The 19,795-nt window shown below is 28.8% G+C and carries 20 protein-coding genes; 6 read left to right on the top strand and 14 right to left on the bottom strand.

Annotated features, from left to right (window positions below; all coding sequences use genetic code 11):
* The first annotated feature begins 346 nt into the window (after window positions 1–346).
* On the top strand, window positions 347–2,032 hold the full coding sequence (locus tag MHI13_RS02730) for a CDP-glycerol glycerophosphotransferase family protein (protein ID WP_048680374.1): 1,686 nt from the start codon (window positions 347–349) through the stop codon (window positions 2,030–2,032).
* 55 nt (window positions 2,033–2,087) lie between these two features.
* Here the strand turns inward: MHI13_RS02730 and MHI13_RS02725 are convergent, their stop codons facing one another.
* Window positions 2,088–2,603, bottom strand: a complete 516-nt coding sequence (locus MHI13_RS02725; protein ID WP_048680377.1) for a GNAT family N-acetyltransferase — start codon at window positions 2,601–2,603, stop codon at window positions 2,088–2,090.
* 176 nt (window positions 2,604–2,779) lie between these two features.
* On the opposite strand from MHI13_RS02725, the gene MHI13_RS02720 reads away from it, so the two are divergent.
* Both MHI13_RS02720 and tatC read left to right on the top strand, forming a co-directional pair.
* Entirely contained in the window at window positions 2,780–3,004 is a 225-nt protein-coding gene (locus MHI13_RS02720) for a twin-arginine translocase TatA/TatE family subunit (RefSeq protein ID WP_017174935.1), read from the top strand.
* Window positions 2,973–3,701, top strand: a complete 729-nt coding sequence (tatC, locus tag MHI13_RS02715; protein WP_071560781.1) for a twin-arginine translocase subunit TatC — start codon at window positions 2,973–2,975, stop codon at window positions 3,699–3,701. Before MHI13_RS02720 ends, tatC begins: the two co-directional genes overlap by 32 nt.
* Window positions 3,702–3,770: 69 nt before the next feature.
* Here the strand turns inward: tatC and MHI13_RS02710 are convergent, their stop codons facing one another.
* The 3 genes from MHI13_RS02710 to efeO are packed head-to-tail and all read right to left on the bottom strand — an operon-like array spanning window position 3,771 to window position 7,559.
* The gene (locus MHI13_RS02710) at window positions 3,771–5,501 is read right to left on the bottom strand and encodes an FTR1 family protein (RefSeq protein WP_048680379.1); all 1,731 of its coding nucleotides are present in this window, start codon (window positions 5,499–5,501) and stop codon (window positions 3,771–3,773) included.
* Entirely contained in the window at window positions 5,482–6,708 is a 1,227-nt protein-coding gene (gene efeB / locus MHI13_RS02705) for an iron uptake transporter deferrochelatase/peroxidase subunit (protein WP_061544266.1), read from the bottom strand. Before efeB ends, MHI13_RS02710 begins: the two co-directional genes overlap by 20 nt.
* Window positions 6,705–7,559: an iron uptake system protein EfeO gene (gene efeO, locus MHI13_RS02700; protein WP_048680382.1), complete on the bottom strand. Its 855-nt coding sequence runs from the start codon at window positions 7,557–7,559 to the stop codon at window positions 6,705–6,707. The genes efeB and efeO overlap by 4 nt, the downstream gene beginning before the upstream one ends.
* Before the next feature lie 318 nt (window positions 7,560–7,877).
* Here efeO and MHI13_RS02695 point away from each other — a divergent pair, with 318 nt between their 5' ends.
* Window positions 7,878–8,873 (top strand): acrylyl-CoA reductase family protein, encoded by a 996-nt coding sequence (locus MHI13_RS02695; protein WP_002448474.1) that lies wholly within the window; start codon window positions 7,878–7,880, stop codon window positions 8,871–8,873.
* Between the two features lie 90 nt (window positions 8,874–8,963).
* On the opposite strand, the gene MHI13_RS02690 is transcribed toward MHI13_RS02695, so the two are convergent.
* Window positions 8,964–11,342: a DUF1542 domain-containing protein gene (locus tag MHI13_RS02690; protein WP_170076296.1), complete on the bottom strand. Its 2,379-nt coding sequence runs from the start codon at window positions 11,340–11,342 to the stop codon at window positions 8,964–8,966.
* Between the two features lie 379 nt (window positions 11,343–11,721).
* Here MHI13_RS02690 and MHI13_RS02685 point away from each other — a divergent pair, with 379 nt between their 5' ends.
* On the top strand, window positions 11,722–12,123 hold the full coding sequence (locus MHI13_RS02685) for a sporulation protein (protein ID WP_071859956.1): 402 nt from the start codon (window positions 11,722–11,724) through the stop codon (window positions 12,121–12,123).
* Between the two features lie 56 nt (window positions 12,124–12,179).
* Entirely contained in the window at window positions 12,180–12,341 is a 162-nt protein-coding gene (locus tag MHI13_RS02680) for a hypothetical protein (RefSeq protein ID WP_167805733.1), read from the top strand.
* Window positions 12,342–14,632: 2,291 nt separating this feature from the next.
* Here the strand turns inward: MHI13_RS02680 and MHI13_RS02675 are convergent.
* From MHI13_RS02675 to MHI13_RS02635, 9 genes are all read right to left on the bottom strand, one after another.
* Entirely contained in the window at window positions 14,633–15,205 is a 573-nt protein-coding gene (locus MHI13_RS02675; protein WP_002448435.1) for a terminase small subunit, read from the bottom strand.
* Between the two features lie 10 nt (window positions 15,206–15,215).
* The gene (locus MHI13_RS02670; RefSeq protein WP_285327746.1) at window positions 15,216–15,545 is read right to left on the bottom strand and encodes a helix-turn-helix transcriptional regulator; all 330 of its coding nucleotides are present in this window, start codon (window positions 15,543–15,545) and stop codon (window positions 15,216–15,218) included.
* On the bottom strand, window positions 15,542–15,979 hold the full coding sequence (locus tag MHI13_RS02665) for a pathogenicity island protein (RefSeq protein ID WP_285327747.1): 438 nt from the start codon (window positions 15,977–15,979) through the stop codon (window positions 15,542–15,544). Before MHI13_RS02665 ends, MHI13_RS02670 begins: the two co-directional genes overlap by 4 nt.
* 54 nt (window positions 15,980–16,033) lie before the next feature.
* Complete coding sequence (locus tag MHI13_RS02660) at window positions 16,034–16,246, bottom strand: hypothetical protein (protein WP_002448371.1); 213 nt, start codon at window positions 16,244–16,246, stop codon at window positions 16,034–16,036.
* Window positions 16,246–16,836: a pathogenicity island protein gene (locus MHI13_RS02655; protein ID WP_285327748.1), complete on the bottom strand. Its 591-nt coding sequence runs from the start codon at window positions 16,834–16,836 to the stop codon at window positions 16,246–16,248. The genes MHI13_RS02660 and MHI13_RS02655 overlap by 1 nt, the downstream gene beginning before the upstream one ends.
* A 14-nt stretch (window positions 16,837–16,850) precedes the next feature.
* Complete coding sequence (locus MHI13_RS02650; protein WP_285327749.1) at window positions 16,851–17,603, bottom strand: hypothetical protein; 753 nt, start codon at window positions 17,601–17,603, stop codon at window positions 16,851–16,853.
* Between the two features lie 9 nt (window positions 17,604–17,612).
* The gene (locus tag MHI13_RS02645) at window positions 17,613–17,945 is read right to left on the bottom strand and encodes a hypothetical protein (RefSeq protein ID WP_002448465.1); all 333 of its coding nucleotides are present in this window, start codon (window positions 17,943–17,945) and stop codon (window positions 17,613–17,615) included.
* Between the two features lie 416 nt (window positions 17,946–18,361).
* Complete coding sequence (locus MHI13_RS02640) at window positions 18,362–19,006, bottom strand: pathogenicity island protein (protein WP_285327750.1); 645 nt, start codon at window positions 19,004–19,006, stop codon at window positions 18,362–18,364.
* A 1-nt stretch (window position 19,007) separates the two neighbouring features.
* Window positions 19,008–19,529: a hypothetical protein gene (locus MHI13_RS02635; RefSeq protein ID WP_002448496.1), complete on the bottom strand. Its 522-nt coding sequence runs from the start codon at window positions 19,527–19,529 to the stop codon at window positions 19,008–19,010.
* Between the last annotated feature and the right edge of the window lie 266 nt (window positions 19,530–19,795).

The raw sequence follows: 19,795 nt of genomic DNA, 5'->3' as shown, positions 1-19,795 counted from the left end.
GCTTCTTTCCTTAATATTTTATTATATTGATGAATTATCTAGCTAAACAACTAAAAATTCACTTTTCTAATTTTAACAGGTATTCACAAAAATTAACATATTGTATTCAAGTTAAAATTAGAATATTACACTTTTTATTTTTGTGAATATTTTCACAAAAATAATATAACATTTCTTATCACAATTGACAATACTGTAAAAATAATTTATGTCAACAATAGTAGTAAAATCTATTTGAATTTTCATTAATATATGATTTTATATGATCATTCATGTAAATATGAATTTTTTAAAAGTGCATGGTAAAATAAAAATATGAAATTTAGGAGTTAAAGGATAATGCATAATGATTAAACAAATAAATATATCTAATATGGCACATCTAGATATACAACTTAATAAAGCTAAATCTGCAGGGTATTCACATTTTATCCCCTATTCTAACGAAATAAAAATTAATCAAGACATGCTTAATGCTGTCCCATTAGGTGAACATTCTATTGCGGTTGATTACACAATCCATGGTGTTTACCTTAATGATTGTCGTTATTTTGGGAATGATAAATTAAGTTTTCTCGCTTGGATGAATAATATTAATCATTATCCAAATATCATTTATAATATTGATACTGCGCTGATTTACCTTTCAAAATATCAAATTCAATCTATTATGGATCTAGCAGTCATCACTATTTTAAAAAATGAGATCGATATAGATGGACATGTTGTTTTTGATTTTATTGAAGAATTACAGACATCTAGTTCATTTTGGAATTCATTAGATACACGAGAAATTAAAATTGCCAATCACTTTGATTTAAATAAATTAGCTTATATCCACGGCCATTCGATTCCATTTCCTAAATATAAGCATCCATTAGCTGACGAAACTCTTCGTTTTGCTGATAGCTGGCTTGTAACAACAAAATTTAAATTACCTAAATGGATGTACAATAAAATTCATCAACGTGCTATTCAAAATCATAAAAAATTAAGTTATATCTATACTAAAGATACATCCAAATTGAAAAATCATGTCGTATTTTTAGGATTCGATTATGGCTATAGAGGTAACTCTAAATACCTTTTTAATTATTTTGTAAAACGAAATCCAACAACAGAAGCTTATTACATTACTGACGATAGACGTGGACCGTATTTCCTTCCCATTGATGCAGAACATAATAAAGAACTTATTGAAACTGCAAAAATTGTAGTCATTGAAAGTTATATGCCTGAAGCTTACCAACCTAATGGTACAGTCATTCAATTATGGCATGGTACACCTATTAAAGAATTATTTTTAGATAGTAAAGAACCTTATCAAAATCAAACTATTTATAATTACAGAGCAAGAAAATATAATAAATGGAAACACCAATCATATGTCTTATTAGATTCAAAAGCTTCAGAAGGTTTATTTGAGACTGCTTTTCCTAATGAAACGGTTCAATTTCTTCCTTTTGGTTATCCAAGAGTAAGTTATTTACTAAACTATAAAGATAATCAAAATCAGCAAAGAAAAATACGTGAAAAATTAAAACTCAATCATACAAAACCTGTTTTATTATATGCGCCAACATGGCATAAAAATACAGAATCATTTACGCCTTTAACGATGACACCAGAGTTACTAGAAAAATACTATGTGATATATAAGGGGCATATTGAAGGTGATGATGCTATTCCAGAAGGTGTCATTGAGGCTCCTATGGATATCGAAACACAAGACTTAATCTTAGTATCAGACATTGTACTTACTGATTATTCTTCTATCATTTTTGATGCCCTAACTATTGATAAAAAAGTTTGTTTATATACTCCTAACCACGAAGAATATAAAGAAGAACGTGGCGTCTATATTGATGTGCTGAATAGTCTAGCAAAAGTTTGGTACACAGACGAAGAATTGTTACTAAATCATTTAATTCATGATAGGATTCCTACCATTCATCAACATGCACTTATAAATCGTAATAATCAATCTCTAAAAAAATTAACTCAACTTATGAGAGATATTTTAGATAAATAATAAAGCACTAAGCGTACAGAACTTTTCTGTACGCTTAGTGCTTTATTGTGTTATTTTAAATTTCTTTTTCCATAATTAAATCCGTGTCTATTACATTACCATTAATAAAATCATGTTGTCCTGTAATTTCAAAGCCTTGCTTTTTATAAAAGCTAATGGCAGAAGGATTATTTTCCCAAACACCTAACCATATTTTTGATTTATTATACTCCCTTGCTTTATCAATCGCTAATTGAATAAATTGACTTCCTCTCCCTCCACCTTGGTAATCCTTATCAAAATAAATGCGCTGAATTTCTAAATATTGATTACCTTTTGGTTCAGTTTGTGTTTCATTAATATTTAATTTTAAATAACCAGCAATCTCATCATCGACCTTATAGAAATAGTGAAATGATTGATGATGTTCGATTTCTGATAATAACTTCGTTTCATTATAGTTTTCTTCAAAAAATTTTTTAAAGTTTTCATCAGTATAACTACCTTTAAAAGTATCATAAAATGTTTTTTCTGCAATTTTTCTTAACTCACTTACATTATCTTGTTTAATTTCTTCAATTTCTTCTTTCATATTTCCCCTCTTTTATTGTACTTATTTTTTCACAAAACTAGATAATACCTTATTCCTTATCAAACACATTTTAAACACTATATTAAATTATTTTATTATAAATTAAAATATATATTGATAATAATTATCAATAAGTATAAAGTAAAGATAGACTATATTAAAGTGAGGTGTTTAAGATGTTTCATGAGTTATTTATATTAGGTATTGCTGGACCTACCAGTTTAGTCATTATTAGTATTGTTGCATTAATTATTTTTGGTCCTAAAAAATTGCCACAATTTGGTAAAGCGATTGGCAGTACTTTAAGAGAATTTAAGTCTGCAGCTGAACATATTGATTCAGATGAGGTAGAGGAAACACCCAGTAAACATTCTAAACAACAGCGAGACAAATCAAACTAGTTCGACCTTACTCGCACATTTTGAAGAATTAAGACGACGTTTAACTAATATACTTATTTCATTTTTAATTTCTTTGCCGTTAGTATACATATCATCTAAATGGTGGATCACAACTTTTGTTTATCATATTAAACGCACTCAAGTTGTTTTACATACTTTTTCATTCACTGAAATGATTCAAATCTATATACTAATCATTAGTTTTGTAACTTTATGCTTAGTTCTTCCTATTATTTTCTATCAATTATGGGCATTTATATCACCAGGGCTTCATCGACGTGAACGTCTTTTTATTTATAAATATAGTTTATTATGTACTGCGTTATTTATCATTGGTGTCGGTTTCGCCTATACTATCGGATTTCCGTTAATTATAAAATTTTCATTAACATTATCGAAAACAATGTATATTCAACCGGTGATTGGTTTTAATGCTTATTTACATGAATTAATAAGGTGGTTATTTATATTTGGTGTCGTCTTTCAATTGCCTGTGGTTTGTATGGGACTAGTTAAAATGGATGTTATAGATATTAAACAATTACACCAATATCGCAAATATATTTATTTTACTTGTTTCATTATTGCTAGTATTCTTGCACCACCCGATATCACTTTGAATCTATTTTTAACTTTACCACTCATTATTTTATTTGAAATAAGCATTCTTTTAACTAAAATAACTACTCGACATTAATGAATTCGAATCAAATGCAAAAGTCTCAAACGAGTGAATTAATCCACTCATTTGAGACTTTATTTTAACTTAGATATGATGCTTTGGTTTAGTATGTTTTAAAGTAAAATAAGCAATTAATAGTATATAAATTAATTGTGCACCCATCGCTTCAATACTTGGATAAAAACCAATGATATTAAGTGTTGGAATATGTTCAATACTATGTTGTGTTATCATTCCAAGTAATTGTAATTTTTGAATACTAATTCCTAACATTTTAAATGCCATAATAAATATTAAAATAGAAAGTACTCTAAAAATGAGATATATAGGTATCAATCGTATAACTGTTTTGAATAACAATGTAAATATGATTAATATAACAATGGCTAGTATAATTCCTATAACAAAATCTAAAGTTTTTATACTTCCCATCATTCCCATATAAAAGATAATGACTTCAACGCCTTCTCTCAAAACGGATATTAATCCAATTGTACCTAATAATGCTAAGTTTCTATTACTTATTGCATGGTGATACATTTGTTGAATCATATCATTCCATCGCTTAGCACTTGAACGTCTATGCATCCATATACCCACAATATACATTAAAACAACTGCTATTATTCCCAGTGCTGCTTCCATACCTTCACGTAATAATCCATTATTTCCTAGTACTTGAATAAAGATAAGTGCTAATGCGAGACTTAAAATCAAACCTAATATAGCGCCACCAATGACACTTGTTGTCCCTTTAGTGTCTCTAACATTTCTTGTCATAGTTGTTAATGTCAATATGATTAATAATACTTCTAATCCTTCACGTAAAAAGATAATCATTACATCTATGGATGAATACGCTTCTTCACTTACATTATCTTTAATTTCAGAATTTATTTTTATTAAACTTTCTTTAATGCGATCCTTATTACTATTATCTAAAATACTTTGATAATATGGAATTTTATCTTCAATTTTTGTATATAAACTACTGTTTTTAGTTTGAATTTTGCCTTCAACATAAGGCCATATTTGTATAAATTTAGTCAGTGCCTCATCTGATTGTTTTAACTGATGACTCTCAATACCTTTGATTGCTTTCTCTAATTCAATATTAAGTTGGGTAACTTTATATTGCTTTGTTTCGGTATTTGATTGCTTTTTATCAACAGTATCAATACTTGTTTTAAATGTCTTCCAAGCATTATCTACTTTTTTTATGTCTAATGGTTCTTTTTGAATAGCTACACGCAATTGCATCAAGTACACTTCTATTTGTCCATATTTATTCTCATCATAATTTCTAATGGCCGTTTCATGATTTTTCCAAGTTTGATTTAACATATTATTAATAGACTGTAATTTTGATCTATCTTTATTTTTTATAGCTTCTTGAATTATATTATCTTTTGTGTCAATTTGTTTTTTTAAATTTTTAATATCTTTATTAATATCATCAGTCGATACTGAGCTTTCGTAAACGATGAGAGATTTTGTTAACTCTGATAACGAGTCGATTTGTTTATTTGTAGTCGTTGCTTGATCAAGCATATGAAGTTTCGATTTAACATCTTTTCCTTTTTTATTTTCTTTAATATTTAAAGACATTATTTTATGTTTTACTTCATTCAACACGTTTTGTTTTTCGTTATAATTTAATTGTTTGTGCTCTAACGTCGATTTCGCATCAGAGATAGCTACATACGCATCATTTAATTGACTATCATTTGCAACACTAACTGAAGTCAATGAAAACAGACGTGTAATAATGATTAAGAGAGTAATTATCGATATCCTAATTAAAGAGTGTTTCACCGATATAACCTCCCTTTTGTATCCCTGGTAATACAAGAAATGATGCAGAACCTCGATGTGTGATATATTCATTTAATTTATCATTGTGTCCTAAATTATTTTGAATATCGATAAACTGTTGAATAGATTTTTGGAAACAAATAAACATGAGTCCAGTATCTAAGTCACCTGTTTTAGCATTTGTACCATCATTATAATTATATGCTCTACGTTTAATAGAAGTTTTTACTTCACGAGCTAAACGTGTATGCGCATTCTCATCGATAACATACTTGCCCTTATTATTTTTAGCATTTAAATCAATATTATCGAATTCTTTCTTACCTGTTAGAGGTGCACCTGTAGAACGTTTACGACCAAATGTTGCTTCTTGCTCTTCTAGTGCGGTACGATCCCATGTCTCAATATGTATTTGGATTCGTCTTATAATGCAATACGTTCCATTTTCTGCCCATCCATTATCAATAAATACATATTTTTTCAAATCGTTATTTTTTCGTGGATTAACTGTACCATCTTTAAATGCCATTAAATTTCTCGGTGTTTCATTTTTTTTAGCAGAAATAAAACCATGTTGTGACCAACGAATTTTAATGATGTCTCTAAAAGGTCGTATTAAGTTATGTATAGCATGAAAAGTAACTTGAGGATCATTTGAACATGCTTGAATCATAATATCTCCATCACTATACTCTTCATCTAATTGATCATTAGGAAAATGAGGTATATCTCTAAAATCAAATGGAATTTTAGATGATAATCCTATTTTTTTCAAAAAAGACTTACTCACGCCATATGTTAAAGTGAGTTTACTAGCATCTAATCCTATTGATTCACCAGTATCTACAGGTGGTAATAGTGTATTGTTACTATTTTTTCCAATAATAGCACCGTCAGTCATACTAACAGACATTTGAGTCCATTTTTTAAACATATCTTTAATTAATGTTTGATCTTTGGACTTTAAATCTAATGCAATGAAATTACAATTTTTTTGAGTTGGTGTAGTAATACCAGCTTGAATATGTCCATAAAATTCATATGAATCGTTTTCTTCACTTTCAGGAGTATCAAACATCGATTTAAACGAAAAGATACTGCCTACACTACTTGCTCCAATAACAGCACCAGCACTTCCTATACCTAGTAACTTTAAAAATGAACGTCTAGTCATTTGAGGGTGATTTTTATGATTTATATTACTCATTCTGTAATCACAGCCATTTTACTTAATGGTTCTCCTAGTGAGTTAACTGCATCTGATAACGCTTTTCTATCTTCTTTAGTTATTGCACTATAATCTTTATAACCATTATTATTTTTATATTTATTAAGTAATTGATTCACTTTATTAAAATTATCCATAATTGTAGAACTCAATTTTTTGTCTTTCTTTTCTAATTCAGATTTAAATAATTCATAAATTTTTTGAGCACCTTCGATATTTGCTTTAAAATCATATAAATCGGTGTGAGAGTATATCTCTTCTTCTCCAGTAATTTTTGATGTAGATACTTCATTTAATAAATCCACTGATCCTTGTAGCATTAACTTAGGTGTAATATCTAATGTATCTATTTTAGCATCTAATTCTTTAGCATCTTTTAGTAATTGATCAGCATCCTTCTTAGTCATTTCATCTATTTTATTTTCTTGATAAAGAGATTTTTCAATTTTATGATACCCTGTCCACTTATCTTCTTTTTTCTCTTCTTTCATATCAGCTAGGCGGGCATCGATTTTAGGATCTAAATCGCCAAATGCTTCAGCTACGGGTTCAGAACGTTCATAATACATGCGTACTTTAGGATACAAAAATTTTGCTTTTTCAATATCATCTGCTTTTATTGCAGATACAAATTCTTCAGTTCCTTTTAAAAACTGATCTAACTGTTCATTTGTATATTTTCTATATTCTTTAGCTGCTTTCTGTAATGCTACTTTATTCTCATTTGTAGATTTTTTTGAAGTTTTCTCATTAGCATTATCGTGATTATTATGACCACAAGCTGTTAATAGTAGTGATGATGTTAGTAAAATAGTTGGTAATTTCTTCATAATAAATTCACCTCATTAAAATTTAGTGATTATCTTTTGATGTTAAATATTTTAAAATGTATATTCTCTACATCTAAATTTTAAAATTGCAGTTTTATATCTCTATCAACATGATTATTATCAAGTGATAATCATTATCAATAAAATTATATATTTATGCTGTTTTACTGTCAATATAATTATTTTTTATCAAAATACAGACTATTTTATATTTAATTTATATAAACTTTTTAACTTAATGACTCATTTAAAATGTGGTATGGTTATTTAGGATATGCAATTAACATCTAATTTTTTATTTTTAAGGAGTACGATTTTATGAGTGTAAATTTCAAAGCGTTTATGGTTGAAAAAGATAATGATGGCACTGTCACAAGTGATTTCAAAGATTTATCAATCAATGATTTACCTGAAGGTGAAGTTTTAATAAAAGTTCAATATTCTGGTATTAATTATAAAGATGCCTTAGCCACTGTTAAAGATAGCGGTGTACTTAAATCATATCCAATGGTTCCTGGAATTGATTTGGCAGGTACAGTCGTAGAATCTGATGACCCTACAATCGAAAAAGGTGAAGAAGTTATTATTACTGGCTATGATTTAGGCGTCAATCATTACGGTGGATTTAGTGAGTATGCCCGTGTTAAATCAGATTGGATTGTTAAATGTCCTGAAAATCTAACACTTGAAGAAGCGATGATTTATGGGACTGCTGGTTACACAGCTGGTTTAGCAATAGAAAAATTAGAAAAAGCAAACTTTATGACACTTGAAGGCGATAAAGTACTTGTACGTGGCGCTTCTGGTGGTGTTGGGTCTTTAGCTGTAATGATGTTAAATGAACTTGGTTATAAAGTTGTAGCAAGTACTGGAAATAAAAAAGCTACAAATAAATTAAAAGAATTAGGAGCAAGAGAAGTTATCGATCGTATTTCTGAAGATAGTAATGAAATATTAGGAAAAAGAACTTGGCAAGCTGCTATTGATCCTTGCGGTGGTCCTGGAACACCTTATATAGCAAAGCATCTAACAAATGGTGGCGGTGTTGCATTAATTGGTATGACTGGAGGTAACCACTTTGAAACTTCAGTATTTCCATTTATTCTTCGCGGTGTAAGCGTCGTTGGACTTGATTCAGTTATGACACCAATGAAATTACGTCAACGTGTATGGAGAAGATTAGCAACTGATTTAAAATCTAATAAATTACATGAAATTAAAAATACAATTGCTTTTAAAGATTTAAAACATTCTATTGAGACAGTACTTAATCATGAAAACGCTGGAAGAATTATTATAGATTTTGAAGCATAGTTCATATTTATTTAATAAAAAAAGAGCAAGAAACCCAGTTTATAGTGGTTTCCTGCTCTTTATTTTTAAAGATACTAAGTTATATCTTTTTTATCTTTTATTCTTGTTATTTTTTTGTTTTTTTCTACGATTTTTTAATACTAATCCTAGACCAACTAATAGTGTCATTAATTCAATCTCTAATTGAATAGATGTACTTTCTGAACCAGTATCAGGTAATCTATGTGATTTAGATAAATGACTGTTATTAGATTGAATACCGTCAATATTTGATTGATTTTGATTATTGTCTTTATTGTTATGACTTAAGATGTTTTCAATTTTATCAATATCAAGCATATTCAATTTGTCCATTAATTGTTGGATAATTGAACCGATATCATCAATATGTGATTTATCAATTTCTTTTAACGTATCACGTCTAAGTTTTTCAAGATAATCAATTAATTTAGCTTTTTGTTCATCTGTTAAATCTTTGCGTGCTTTAATTTCTTTAATTTTATTATCTATTAACGCATTAGTAATTTCTTTTGCAACAATTTTCGCTATATTATCTTTGCCCTCTTTAAGTTTACGGTTAATTTCATTGATGTCATTGGCGTTATCAATGTTTTCAAGCACTTTTTGTAAAGTTTTATCTATTTCAGCTACCACTTTTTGTTTCTGAGCATCAGTTAAGTTAGAATTATTTAGAATTTCTTGATGTTTTTTATTAGCAAAATCAATAATTTCTTGTTTAGCCAAAGTTTTAGCATCAATTAATGCTTTTAATTTATCGATTTCTTTTTGAGTATTATTTTTAATCTTATTAAGGTCTGTTAATGTAGTTGCATTATTAATCTGACCTTTTGCATTTTCAAGAAGACGCTCTAATTTAGATTTAAGTTTTTCTTTATCTTCTTTAGAAAGGTTAGGATTGTTGTCAATTTCATCTTTCAATCGGTTAACTTCATTTTCTAACTCTACTAAAGCTTTTTGTTTAGCTAATTCAACTTGATGTTTTCCATCTAAATCATATTTTGCTTTTTTAATATCTTGAATTAATTTATTAATTTCTTCAAGTGATGCATTTGTACCAATACCTTTATTTATTAAGTCTTCAGCTTTTTTAATAAGTTCATCGTAAGCGGATTTTTTATCTGGTGAAGCTTCTGAATAATTAACAGAATGCTTGATATCTAAATTATCAGCTATTTCATCAATTAAATGTTTCATAGCTTTATCCACTTCTTTAGCTTTATTAATAATTATATCTAAATTATCACGTGAATTTTCATTATCTACCATATTGTTAAACGCATCTTTTTGTGCATTGTTCAAATGTTCTAAGTTTTCCAATATGTGTTTAACATTATTTCTAGCATTTTGTAATTTTTCTGCACCATTTAAATTATTTTTAGCATCAATTATCTTATCTTTAAGTTGATTTATCACGCTAGGATCAATAATAGGATTTTTTGCATCATTAATTAGTTTTTCAGCTTCTTTTAAAGCATCATCATAGGTATCTTTTTTATCTTTATCTCCATCAGTATAATTAATACTTGCTTTGATTTTATCTTTTTCAGCGATGTTTTCTTTTAATTGTTTCATCGCATCATTTAATAAATTAGTATTATGTTTAATATTTTCTAATTCATCAGAAGTTGTAGAAGCTTTTGTCTTTTCTATTAATTTATCCTTCTGTGATTCTGTTAAATCAGTTTGTTGTTTAATTTTTTTAATGACAGCATCATAATCTAATATTAAGTCATGTTTAGCTTGTTCAAGTTCATCTTTAGCACGTTTCACATTTTCGATAGTTTTATGAATTTCATCAACTGTTGAAGTTAGGTTATCAATAACTTTTTGTGCATTAGCTAATGTATCTTTTGCTTGACTTAATTTATTTCTATAATTTTCAACAGAATCACTAGTCATATTTTTAGTTTCAGGCACCTGATTAATGCTTGTTTCTAAATTGTTTTTAGCATTATTCAATAAAGTTTTGTCTGGAATTAAATCATGTTTAGCTTGTTTTAATGCAACTGTAGCTTCATTTACTTTAGCTATTGCTTGCGCAATTTCCCCAGATGTTGCATCGTCATTTTCAATCACTTTTTGTGCGTCTCTGCTGACTTGTTCTGCTTCTGCTTTTTTCGCTCTATAATTATCTGCTGTTGCTGGCGTCATTCCTGGCGTTGGATCTTCCTCGCTAGTCGCTGCATCTAATTTCGCTTTTGCTTTCACTAATTCACTGTTGTTTTCTTTGTCGTGAAGTAAACTAATGGCATTATCTAACTTAGGTTGTACCGCGTCAATTTTTGCGATAGCCGCTGTTACTTGTGCTGGTGTCGCATTGTCATCATGAATCACTCTATCTGCTTCTGTTTTCGCTGCTTCAAGTTCATCATGAATTTTAGCCATTTCATTATTATATGCAGTCACGCTCGCCGGTTGTTTACCTTCGAAAACACCATAATAAATCATTATATTTCTAACTCATTCAAAATACTATTAAACCAACAATTATAACCTTATAAAATTATTTTTTACATTCACACCTTTGCCCTTTGTTTCATATAATTGCCCTTTTTATGCCCTTTGTACATTACTTTAAAAGAACATGTATCACCTTATTATATTTCATCGCAATATAATGTGTCTCTCAGCATCTTAAAATAATTAATAACTTAATATTTTATATACGTTATACATTTTAAATTAGTAAAATGATAGAATTATTTATATATTCGATATGGCAATTACTCTATCACGTTTGAGCCGTTGAGAGTTTTTAAATTGCATAGAGTGGATTAGTGTTATGGTAATTGTATAATTAAAAAATAATCAGAAAGGATTTGATTCTATGTTTGAAAATCTTCTTGCTTCTATTGGAATAAACTCTGTGAAGGTTGAAACTTTAGTAAAAAATAAAAGTATTCATAGTAATGATACTTTGGAAGGAATTGTAAGAATAGAGGGTGGTAGTTCTGCTCAAACTATTAACAAAATTTCATTAACTTTAGTAGAAAGATATGAAAATCCTGATAAAAATAGTCAATTTCCTGTTTTAGAAAATGAATTACAAACATTTACATTACACACAAATGTTGAATTAAAAGAACACCAAACAATAACAGAAGAATTCAAATTTAATATTTATGAATATGACTTTAAAAGCGAACCAAAACATTTAATATTAAAAACACATGCATATGTAGGTTATTCAGTTGATGCTTATGACGAAGATAAAATTGTTTTTAAATAAAAAATTGATGTTTTTATAAAATCTTATTATTAAAAACAAACCAAAGGGGATATATTATGAAAAAATTCTTAGCATTAATTTTCGCAAGCACATTAATTTTAGGAGCATGTGGCACTAAAGATGTAGAAGAGAGCGCAAAGAAAAAGAAAGATCCTAAAACTGAAGTAGATGATAAAGGTAGAGCTAAGGGTGAAGAGATTGAAAAAGAGCTAGAATAATATTATAGGTAGTAATTCAAGAATTATAATTTCAGGGTAGTTCGCCTACCCTTATTATTTTTTTACTTCCTAATTGTCAAAAAAACGCCATCTTGTAAGTGACGTTTGAACTATTTCATTATTTATCATATTTATTATCTTTAATTTTGAAAATATCTCTTATCAATTCGCTACTTCCTATCCAATTAGAAATAGTGCTCATAATAAAGTTTGCTAACTTTCCTATTAGTTCCATAGACATATCTCCTTTAATATCTCTACTTTACTAATACCACTATTCAACTTTTTTAATTATAAATAAATATCCTATCATCATCTAACTTCACAGATGGTACTATTCTTCTATCTACACCATTCTTCACTAACAATAAATTAAAGGATAGTATAATGCCTACCCTTTCTGCTGCATTTAGTTCGTTCCATATCTTTATTTCCTTATACGTCATTAGATCAATTAGCGTCATGTTTCTCCACTAACTAAATGAATTTTTCATGCAGTTCCTCTCACGAAAGGTTACATAAAGTATATGTCTATTAAATAAAGTAGAGGTATGTTAAAATAATTCGTAGTTAACATTACTTTCATTGAAACTTAGTCTTACTAGTCGTGTACTAGTGAGGCTTTTTCGCATACAAAAAGGGGCTTTACGCCCCTAAGAGTTATGCTATTTATGAAAGCTTTTAAAGTGTCGAGATTGCCTAAACATACAGTATTTTCGATGGAGAAGAAATACTTAATGGAAAGGAAAAGTCGCCAGTTAGACAATCTCAATTGTTATTATTACACACTAATTTTTATTTAGCCACACTATTATAATAAAAATTATTAATTTGTATGTAATAAAGTAATAAAAACGTTTCACTCCTTACTTTTCATCTACACTCTCACTTAGTCCGTCATGAGCTAAGTTGAGAGTGCTTTTTTACGCAAAAAAAGAAGCTAACCAATTAAGGTTAGCCCCATTGTAGTTGAGATAGAGTAAAAACTCTATATGTACGTAAAGAAGTGAGAGGTCTTAAACCTCTTTTGCTATTATCTCATTATTTATATATTTGTCTACAATAAGATAAAAAGCTATGCCCAATGGACATAGCAAAGAAAAAATGACTCACATATAGAAAAATATAATATAGAAGTGCTTCATAAGGGAACAACTTCTAATGTTATTATACGCATTAAATTTATTCATTGTCTACAATTTTTACAGTATCTATAAATTGTTTACATTCTCACTCCCCACATTTGGGGATAATAAAACTAATACTAGATCATTATGTATGCTGCGTTGCCATTTTGACTACGCAGAGAAGCCACAAACTTCTTTTCTGAATTAGATAACCGACATTTCGGTTTTCTAATGCACTAACTTAGTGCGTCAGCTATTAAATTGATTAATAAGTCTATATTTAAATTTCTGATACGCTAACTTGACGTATCAGCTTTTAGAAGCGAAATACAACTTTCAATATATTCCCTTAATCCAAATTGTTTTTAGTAAATGCATTTATAATAACAAACTCACATTTGAGCTCATTACATATAATTAAAAGGTACCCCTAATTTGAGGTACGCTTTTTGTTTTACAAACCACTTCCCTATTTTAAGGTACTGGTTACAAGTAGACTTTTAAGTTCGTTTGTTATTGTATGAAATGTAAGGTTTTGACAGGTTATAAATAAAAAGACTGCACCCAAAGGATACAGTCATTTTAAAGGATACTCAATTTTGAGTAGTAAATTTTAGTAGCTACGGTTATTATCTTATAAAAGGCTCTAAATGTAAATAGAAAACGCTTACTTTTTATAACTAAAAAATAATACTACTCAAATATGTATACCTTACTTACTTCTTTTTCTTAAGAGATTTAAAGACTAGAGCTAAAATTAAGAATATTAAAGCAACAGTGAGAACTGACCCCATTTATATTCCCTCCTAGATATCTTTAAATTTGATACTAACAAACTAATCCCTTAATTAAAACTAAATACAAAATAAAGGGTACTGCAAAATACTAATACCTTAATTACTCATAAATAAAAGTACATATTCAACAAAGACTACGTACTTTTACACTGTTATACATTAATGACTAATACCTTAACTTAATCAAAAATGATTAACTTAAATATTTTTAAACTCTTTTTTGAACAATAATTTTGGTCACACAAAAAAGTTTAATCAAAAAGCACCTACTCAAAATTGAGTAAGTGCTATTTTCATGATCATTCTTTAATCTTCTTCAGGCACATCATCAATGAATATCGATGTAGTAATTTCTACCTCATGCTTATCAGTCCTCATCTGGAATATCATTAATAATCATTGTTCTATTAGGGTGTTGTTCGTGTATTTCATCTAGTGCTTTACGTTTTTCTTCTTCCTCATCTTCTGGCCACTCACCTATATTAATAAAAATTGGTGTGTCCGTAGATAACTCTTTCTTATCAGTAAATAACTTATGATACTTACCTAACATATCTCTAGCACGTAAACGGTCACTAGGCTTAATAGGTACTTCCACCATTTCTACATGCTCATTGTACACTAAGTTCATTTTGTCAGTGTCTGGGTTGCGTTGAAACTCACCACGTTTAACAACGACCTCTCTTACTTCACTCTCATCTCCTACTGCTGCATTACTTAGGATATGAAGTAGTTCGTTAGCAGATAGTACACCTTCATCAATCACTTTCTTACGTTGCTCATCAATGTACTTAGCCACTTTTTCATTCTTAAGCAACCTACTACCTTGTACAGTTGCAGTATGAGGACTATAACCAGCCTTAATTGCACTTTGTGTTACATTTAGTGTCTTTAGGTATTCAGATATAAACTTTTCTTGTCTAGGGTTTAAATCACTCATGTTATCCCTCCTATAATTTATCTAATAAACCATTCAATAGTTGACGTATTCTTTCTCTACTTAACTCAAATATCTTTGCAATTTCATTCATAGATTTCCCTTCACATAGTAAGAAAAATATGTAGTATTCCCTTCTAGTTCCTACTGCATAAATAAGCTGATCTAGTTCATTAAAGAATACTTGATTACCAGTATTCTCACTTAGTTCAAAAGGTTCGACTTCATCACTCAGTGAAAAGAAATCATCTATATTAGTATCATCATAACTTACAACATTTGACGCTTTCTCTTTGTGATAGTCCATTATAAACTGTTTAATCGCTTGTTTATCGTACATCATGTAGCAACACTTACTTTATGCTTATAAGCGTATAAATCACGTTGTAGGCGTTCTATAAGGTCATAATCTATGACTGAGCCATTAGACTGCATATAATACATGACTTCCTTTTGTTCACTAGGTGTATATCGCTTAATACCCTGTTTTAATTGCTGCATGTTTCTATTCGATTTTGTTTTGAAACGATGTAACTTCTCTTTTTCATCAATTATATTAATCACTAGCTTTTCTAGTGGGTATGATATAGACACAACGCCATGAACATCACTTGTAGTCATATGTGAGATATTTAAGTGATACATCATCTCTATTTGTGTTGTAATGGCCTTAATCTTGGTATTTATAAACTTAGGGTTATATTCTGTTAGCAAAGTATATTCAGATATTTTAGTTTCATGATAGGTTAGTGAGTAGTTTACTCTTTTAAGGTTCATGTATGCACCTCACAAATAAAATGAGCCTATCGCTAAGGATAGGCGTGTATGATATTAACCTTTGATAATGCGATTTTCTCTAGCCATCTGCATAAAACTTACATCTCTTTTTGATTTTTGTGATAATTCTTTTCTACGTTGTTCATTATTATTTTGGTTAATTTGAGCCTCAACGACATCTAATAATTTATCACGATCTTTATCTGACAAATCAGTTTCTAACATGATGTGATTGGATACCTTATCTAAATTGTGTTTTCTAGTCATTATTTATCACCTCTAAATTTAAGTTTATGATTGTATTGATCTGTGAATGGTAATTCTATACCTGTAATGTATGGACTGTACAGAATATCTCTAAAGTGATTTCGCAATTCCCTTTTTACTTCATCATCTTCATCAAAGTTTTCTCTATGATATGGAATAGTGTAACGGTTATACTCTTCTTCGTATTTAGCATTTAAATCATTAATTTCAGTTAATACTGTGTTAAATTCTTCAATAATTGGCTTGAATTTTGCTAATATACGTTCTTTGTCTTTTTTGTACAAATGAGGTAAATCTGCTTGATGTTTAATGAGTTCAATCGCCTTTTTACGTCTAGCCTCGTCAAACACTTCTTTTTTAGTCGATAAGCGTTTCTCTAACGCTTTTAATTTCTTCTCATTACTGTCAAATGTATTATAGAGTTCATCAGCTTCATCATCTTGTGAGTTAGCGATTAGTTCTTTATATTTAGCTTTATCTTCTTTAATTCGTTGTATAAGTTCCTGACGTTCCTTTTCAAGTTTGTCGATACTCTCTCTCTGACCTATGACATATTCGTTGTATTCATCAAAATATTTTGCAGTTTTCAATTAAATTCCTCGTTTCAATTAGTTTTTAAGCCTATTTCTCTTATGTAGTTATATGGCTTTTTAATCTCTTTTTGTGGTAATCGTTTCGGTATAGTTTGCAGCAATATCAAGACTTTCTCAAAGTCGATATTATTTTCATTTCTGTTATAAATAAATTCTTTAAATGATTTCTTATCTAGATCATTCAACTTTGCTACAAACTCATCATTATTCATATTCTTTTCAATAGCACCATCTTCTTTTTCCCTGAGTGCTTTATCTTGGTTAAGCGTCAACTTATGAGGATAAGTCTTTACTTTTTGACGCTTGTCATTTATATATGAATAATTGTTTTCTATACCTTTATTACGTTCATTTCTATTTGCTTGAATATATTTGTATAGTTCAATCTTAAAACGCTCTATCACGTTCATATGAGCCTCTGAGCGTGTATTAATATAATTTTTAATATACTTTTGTTCTTTAGTAGAGAAACGCCCTAGAACAGTATAAAAAGCGTTTAATTCTCTTTGACTTTTCCTCTTATACCGTTCTAATTTCTGACGTTCTTCTAATATAGCGATTGCTAGATTTTCAACGGAATAACTCTCATAGTAAATACTTTCTGATACAGTATCACTACATAAACTAGGTGTAGTTCGGTCATACATATCTTCTATATCACTTTCTATGAGTGCTATTCTTGATTGAATGTAGTAAGTATTAAATCTAGTGAACAATTCGTAATCGCTAACTTTCTCTTGGATAATTTCAATCGCTGCACTCACTACATCACCTTAAATCTCAGTCTTCTTTAAAGCCTCATATCGTTTCATACTGCCCTCAATATGACGCTTTATACTTAGTAAGGCCAATTCCTTTTGTTCTTTCGACTTTATCCAGAAATAGCCTCTAGTATCTTTCTTATAGCTATATCCGATTGGATAGCCATAATCTACAACTAAACTATTAATAGTATGTTGTAACCATCTTTCATTGTTTTTAGTAAACTCCATATTCAATTGATTGAATATATTTTGTTTAGTAATAATATTGTGCTTAGTGTTACGTAATACATTTAATACTTTAATATGATCTTGAGTTAATTCTTTTTCAATTGTTATTGTCATTATTTAATACCTCATTTTTTAGTTATTTTGAGCAGACCTAATTAAATGAGGAGGTAATAAATGAAAATCTAGTGAATTTGCATTTTTTAACTATTGTATTCGTAATTTCAGAGAACAAGAAAACTAATCAAATTATATAAAAGTATAATTACTTCTATAACACTATTATACTAAATTTACACTTAAATTACAAACGTATGTTCTTATTTTAATAACATTTATATAACTTCTTAACATTCCATTTAACACTATAAATAAAGCGTTTATACTACTTTTCATATAATTTCACACACTTTCTTTTATAGAACAAATGTTCGTTTTTTACCTAAGCTCAATCTAAAATCATTAACAAATCTTAACAATTACGATTTACATATAAAAAAGCCATGCACCTACTAAGTGCATGACCTATAAAATTACGCTTTCACATCTTTATAATAAGAATGTTTCAACTCATTTAATCGTTCAATTAATACTTTACTATCGACTTCATTTGCCTGTTCATTCTGAATAAACTCAGTAATGATTTTCAAGCCCTCAACTAATTCTGGTACTGGTTCATTAATTCCAGTAGCTAACTGATACAACGCTTCCATATTACCTATAACATCTGCATTACTAGATTGAACGTCCTCCAGTTCAGCTATATTGAAATCTCTACTCATATAATCGAACATATCGCTATTGTTACTTTCTGCAAAGATTTCTAGGCCATACATGAAATAATCATTATCAAACATGAAACTAGCCATCATATCGCTTATAGTGTCATGTGTACCATCAGGTAATTCATAACCAGCATAATACCCCTCAATGCTCTCTATTAGTTTCTCAGTATGCTTTTCTGAAGCAATCTCAAAAGTTTTTCTCACTTCGCAATCTTTTATCAATACATGAGCATACATCTTCCCTTTACTTACTAGATACACAACATTAAATGGATCGTTATATATCTTAAATGAAAAAGGTAATTTATAACTACTTTCACATAGTCCAGTAAAATATCTTAATAGTGTTGCTGCTCTAGTTTCAAATTCATTTGCTATAATTTCAACGTTCATACTATACACGTTCCTTTCTTCTAATCATTAAATTTTCGTTATCTTTTCCAACTTTACCGATACTTTTAAAATTATATCTTTCAAAATATTTTGTATTTTTATCGTTCTCAGTCCATAAGCAAGCCTCAAGATTTAGCTTTGTAGAAATTGCCAATATATCTTTTATTAGCATTTTTCCATGTCCTTTTTTAAGTGAATTTAAGTTATCTATTTCAATGATCCAATCACTATTAAAATATTGACTAAGTAACGGATTAGGCTTTCTAATATTAAACTTTATGAGTGCTTTGAAATCTTTAGTTATCAATGATATATCCCCACCAAAACAATAGAGATAATATTTTTTGTTTAATAAAATAACTTCTTGAATAAAGATTTTGTGAGTTTTAGTAGAATTAGTTAAAAGACTTATAATCAAACCTTTAGCCATGTTCTCTTGTTCCTTCTTCACATGCTGCTGAAATTTATTATTATTTATAAACATCTTAAATTGTTGGTGTCCTATTTCTGTAATTGTTGGCATACTTGACCTCCATATTAAATTGTTGGGAACTATTTCCCGTTAAGTCCCCATATCTATTTTTTATCGGGAACTGTTCAAACCCTTGATATATATAGTTTTAATAAACTTAGTTCCCGTTGTCCCCGTTAATTATTTTTTATAGTTCTGTATTTTATAATTAATTACTCTAGTTATTTTTTTAAATCATATATACCATTTATATATAAGTGGGAACTTCGGGAACTATTAGACTTAAAGCCTGATAATATAGCATTTATTGAGTTCCC

This window comes from Staphylococcus sp. FSL K6-0223, assembly GCF_038008285.1.
This window is presented reverse-complemented; position numbering and strand designations above follow the sequence as displayed.

Bases quoted from the DNA above. Each gene is read 5' to 3' on its own strand.
- MHI13_RS02665 (WP_285327747.1), bottom strand. From the start codon at position 15,979: ATGAACCTTAAAAGAGTAAACTACTCACTAACCTATCATGAAACTAAA.
- MHI13_RS02725 (WP_048680377.1), bottom strand. From the start codon at position 2,603: ATGAAAGAAGAAATTGAAGAAATTAAACAAGATAATGTAAGTGAGTTA.
- MHI13_RS02730 (WP_048680374.1), top strand. From the start codon at position 347: ATGATTAAACAAATAAATATATCTAATATGGCACATCTAGATATACAA.
- MHI13_RS02695 (WP_002448474.1), top strand. From the start codon at position 7,878: ATGAGTGTAAATTTCAAAGCGTTTATGGTTGAAAAAGATAATGATGGC.
- MHI13_RS02720 (WP_017174935.1), top strand. From the start codon at position 2,780: ATGTTTCATGAGTTATTTATATTAGGTATTGCTGGACCTACCAGTTTA.
- MHI13_RS02690 (WP_170076296.1), bottom strand. From the start codon at position 11,342: ATGATTTATTATGGTGTTTTCGAAGGTAAACAACCGGCGAGCGTGACT.
- MHI13_RS02635 (WP_002448496.1), bottom strand. From the start codon at position 19,529: ATGCCAACAATTACAGAAATAGGACACCAACAATTTAAGATGTTTATA.
- MHI13_RS02645 (WP_002448465.1), bottom strand. From the start codon at position 17,945: ATGACAATAACAATTGAAAAAGAATTAACTCAAGATCATATTAAAGTA.
- MHI13_RS02685 (WP_071859956.1), top strand. From the start codon at position 11,722: ATGTTTGAAAATCTTCTTGCTTCTATTGGAATAAACTCTGTGAAGGTT.
- MHI13_RS02660 (WP_002448371.1), bottom strand. From the start codon at position 16,246: ATGACTAGAAAACACAATTTAGATAAGGTATCCAATCACATCATGTTA.
- efeO (WP_048680382.1), bottom strand. From the start codon at position 7,559: ATGAAGAAATTACCAACTATTTTACTAACATCATCACTACTATTAACA.
- MHI13_RS02670 (WP_285327746.1), bottom strand. From the start codon at position 15,545: ATGATGTACGATAAACAAGCGATTAAACAGTTTATAATGGACTATCAC.
- MHI13_RS02640 (WP_285327750.1), bottom strand. From the start codon at position 19,006: ATGAACGTTGAAATTATAGCAAATGAATTTGAAACTAGAGCAGCAACA.
- efeB (WP_061544266.1), bottom strand. From the start codon at position 6,708: ATGAGTAATATAAATCATAAAAATCACCCTCAAATGACTAGACGTTCA.
- MHI13_RS02680 (WP_167805733.1), top strand. From the start codon at position 12,180: ATGAAAAAATTCTTAGCATTAATTTTCGCAAGCACATTAATTTTAGGA.
- MHI13_RS02675 (WP_002448435.1), bottom strand. From the start codon at position 15,205: ATGAGTGATTTAAACCCTAGACAAGAAAAGTTTATATCTGAATACCTA.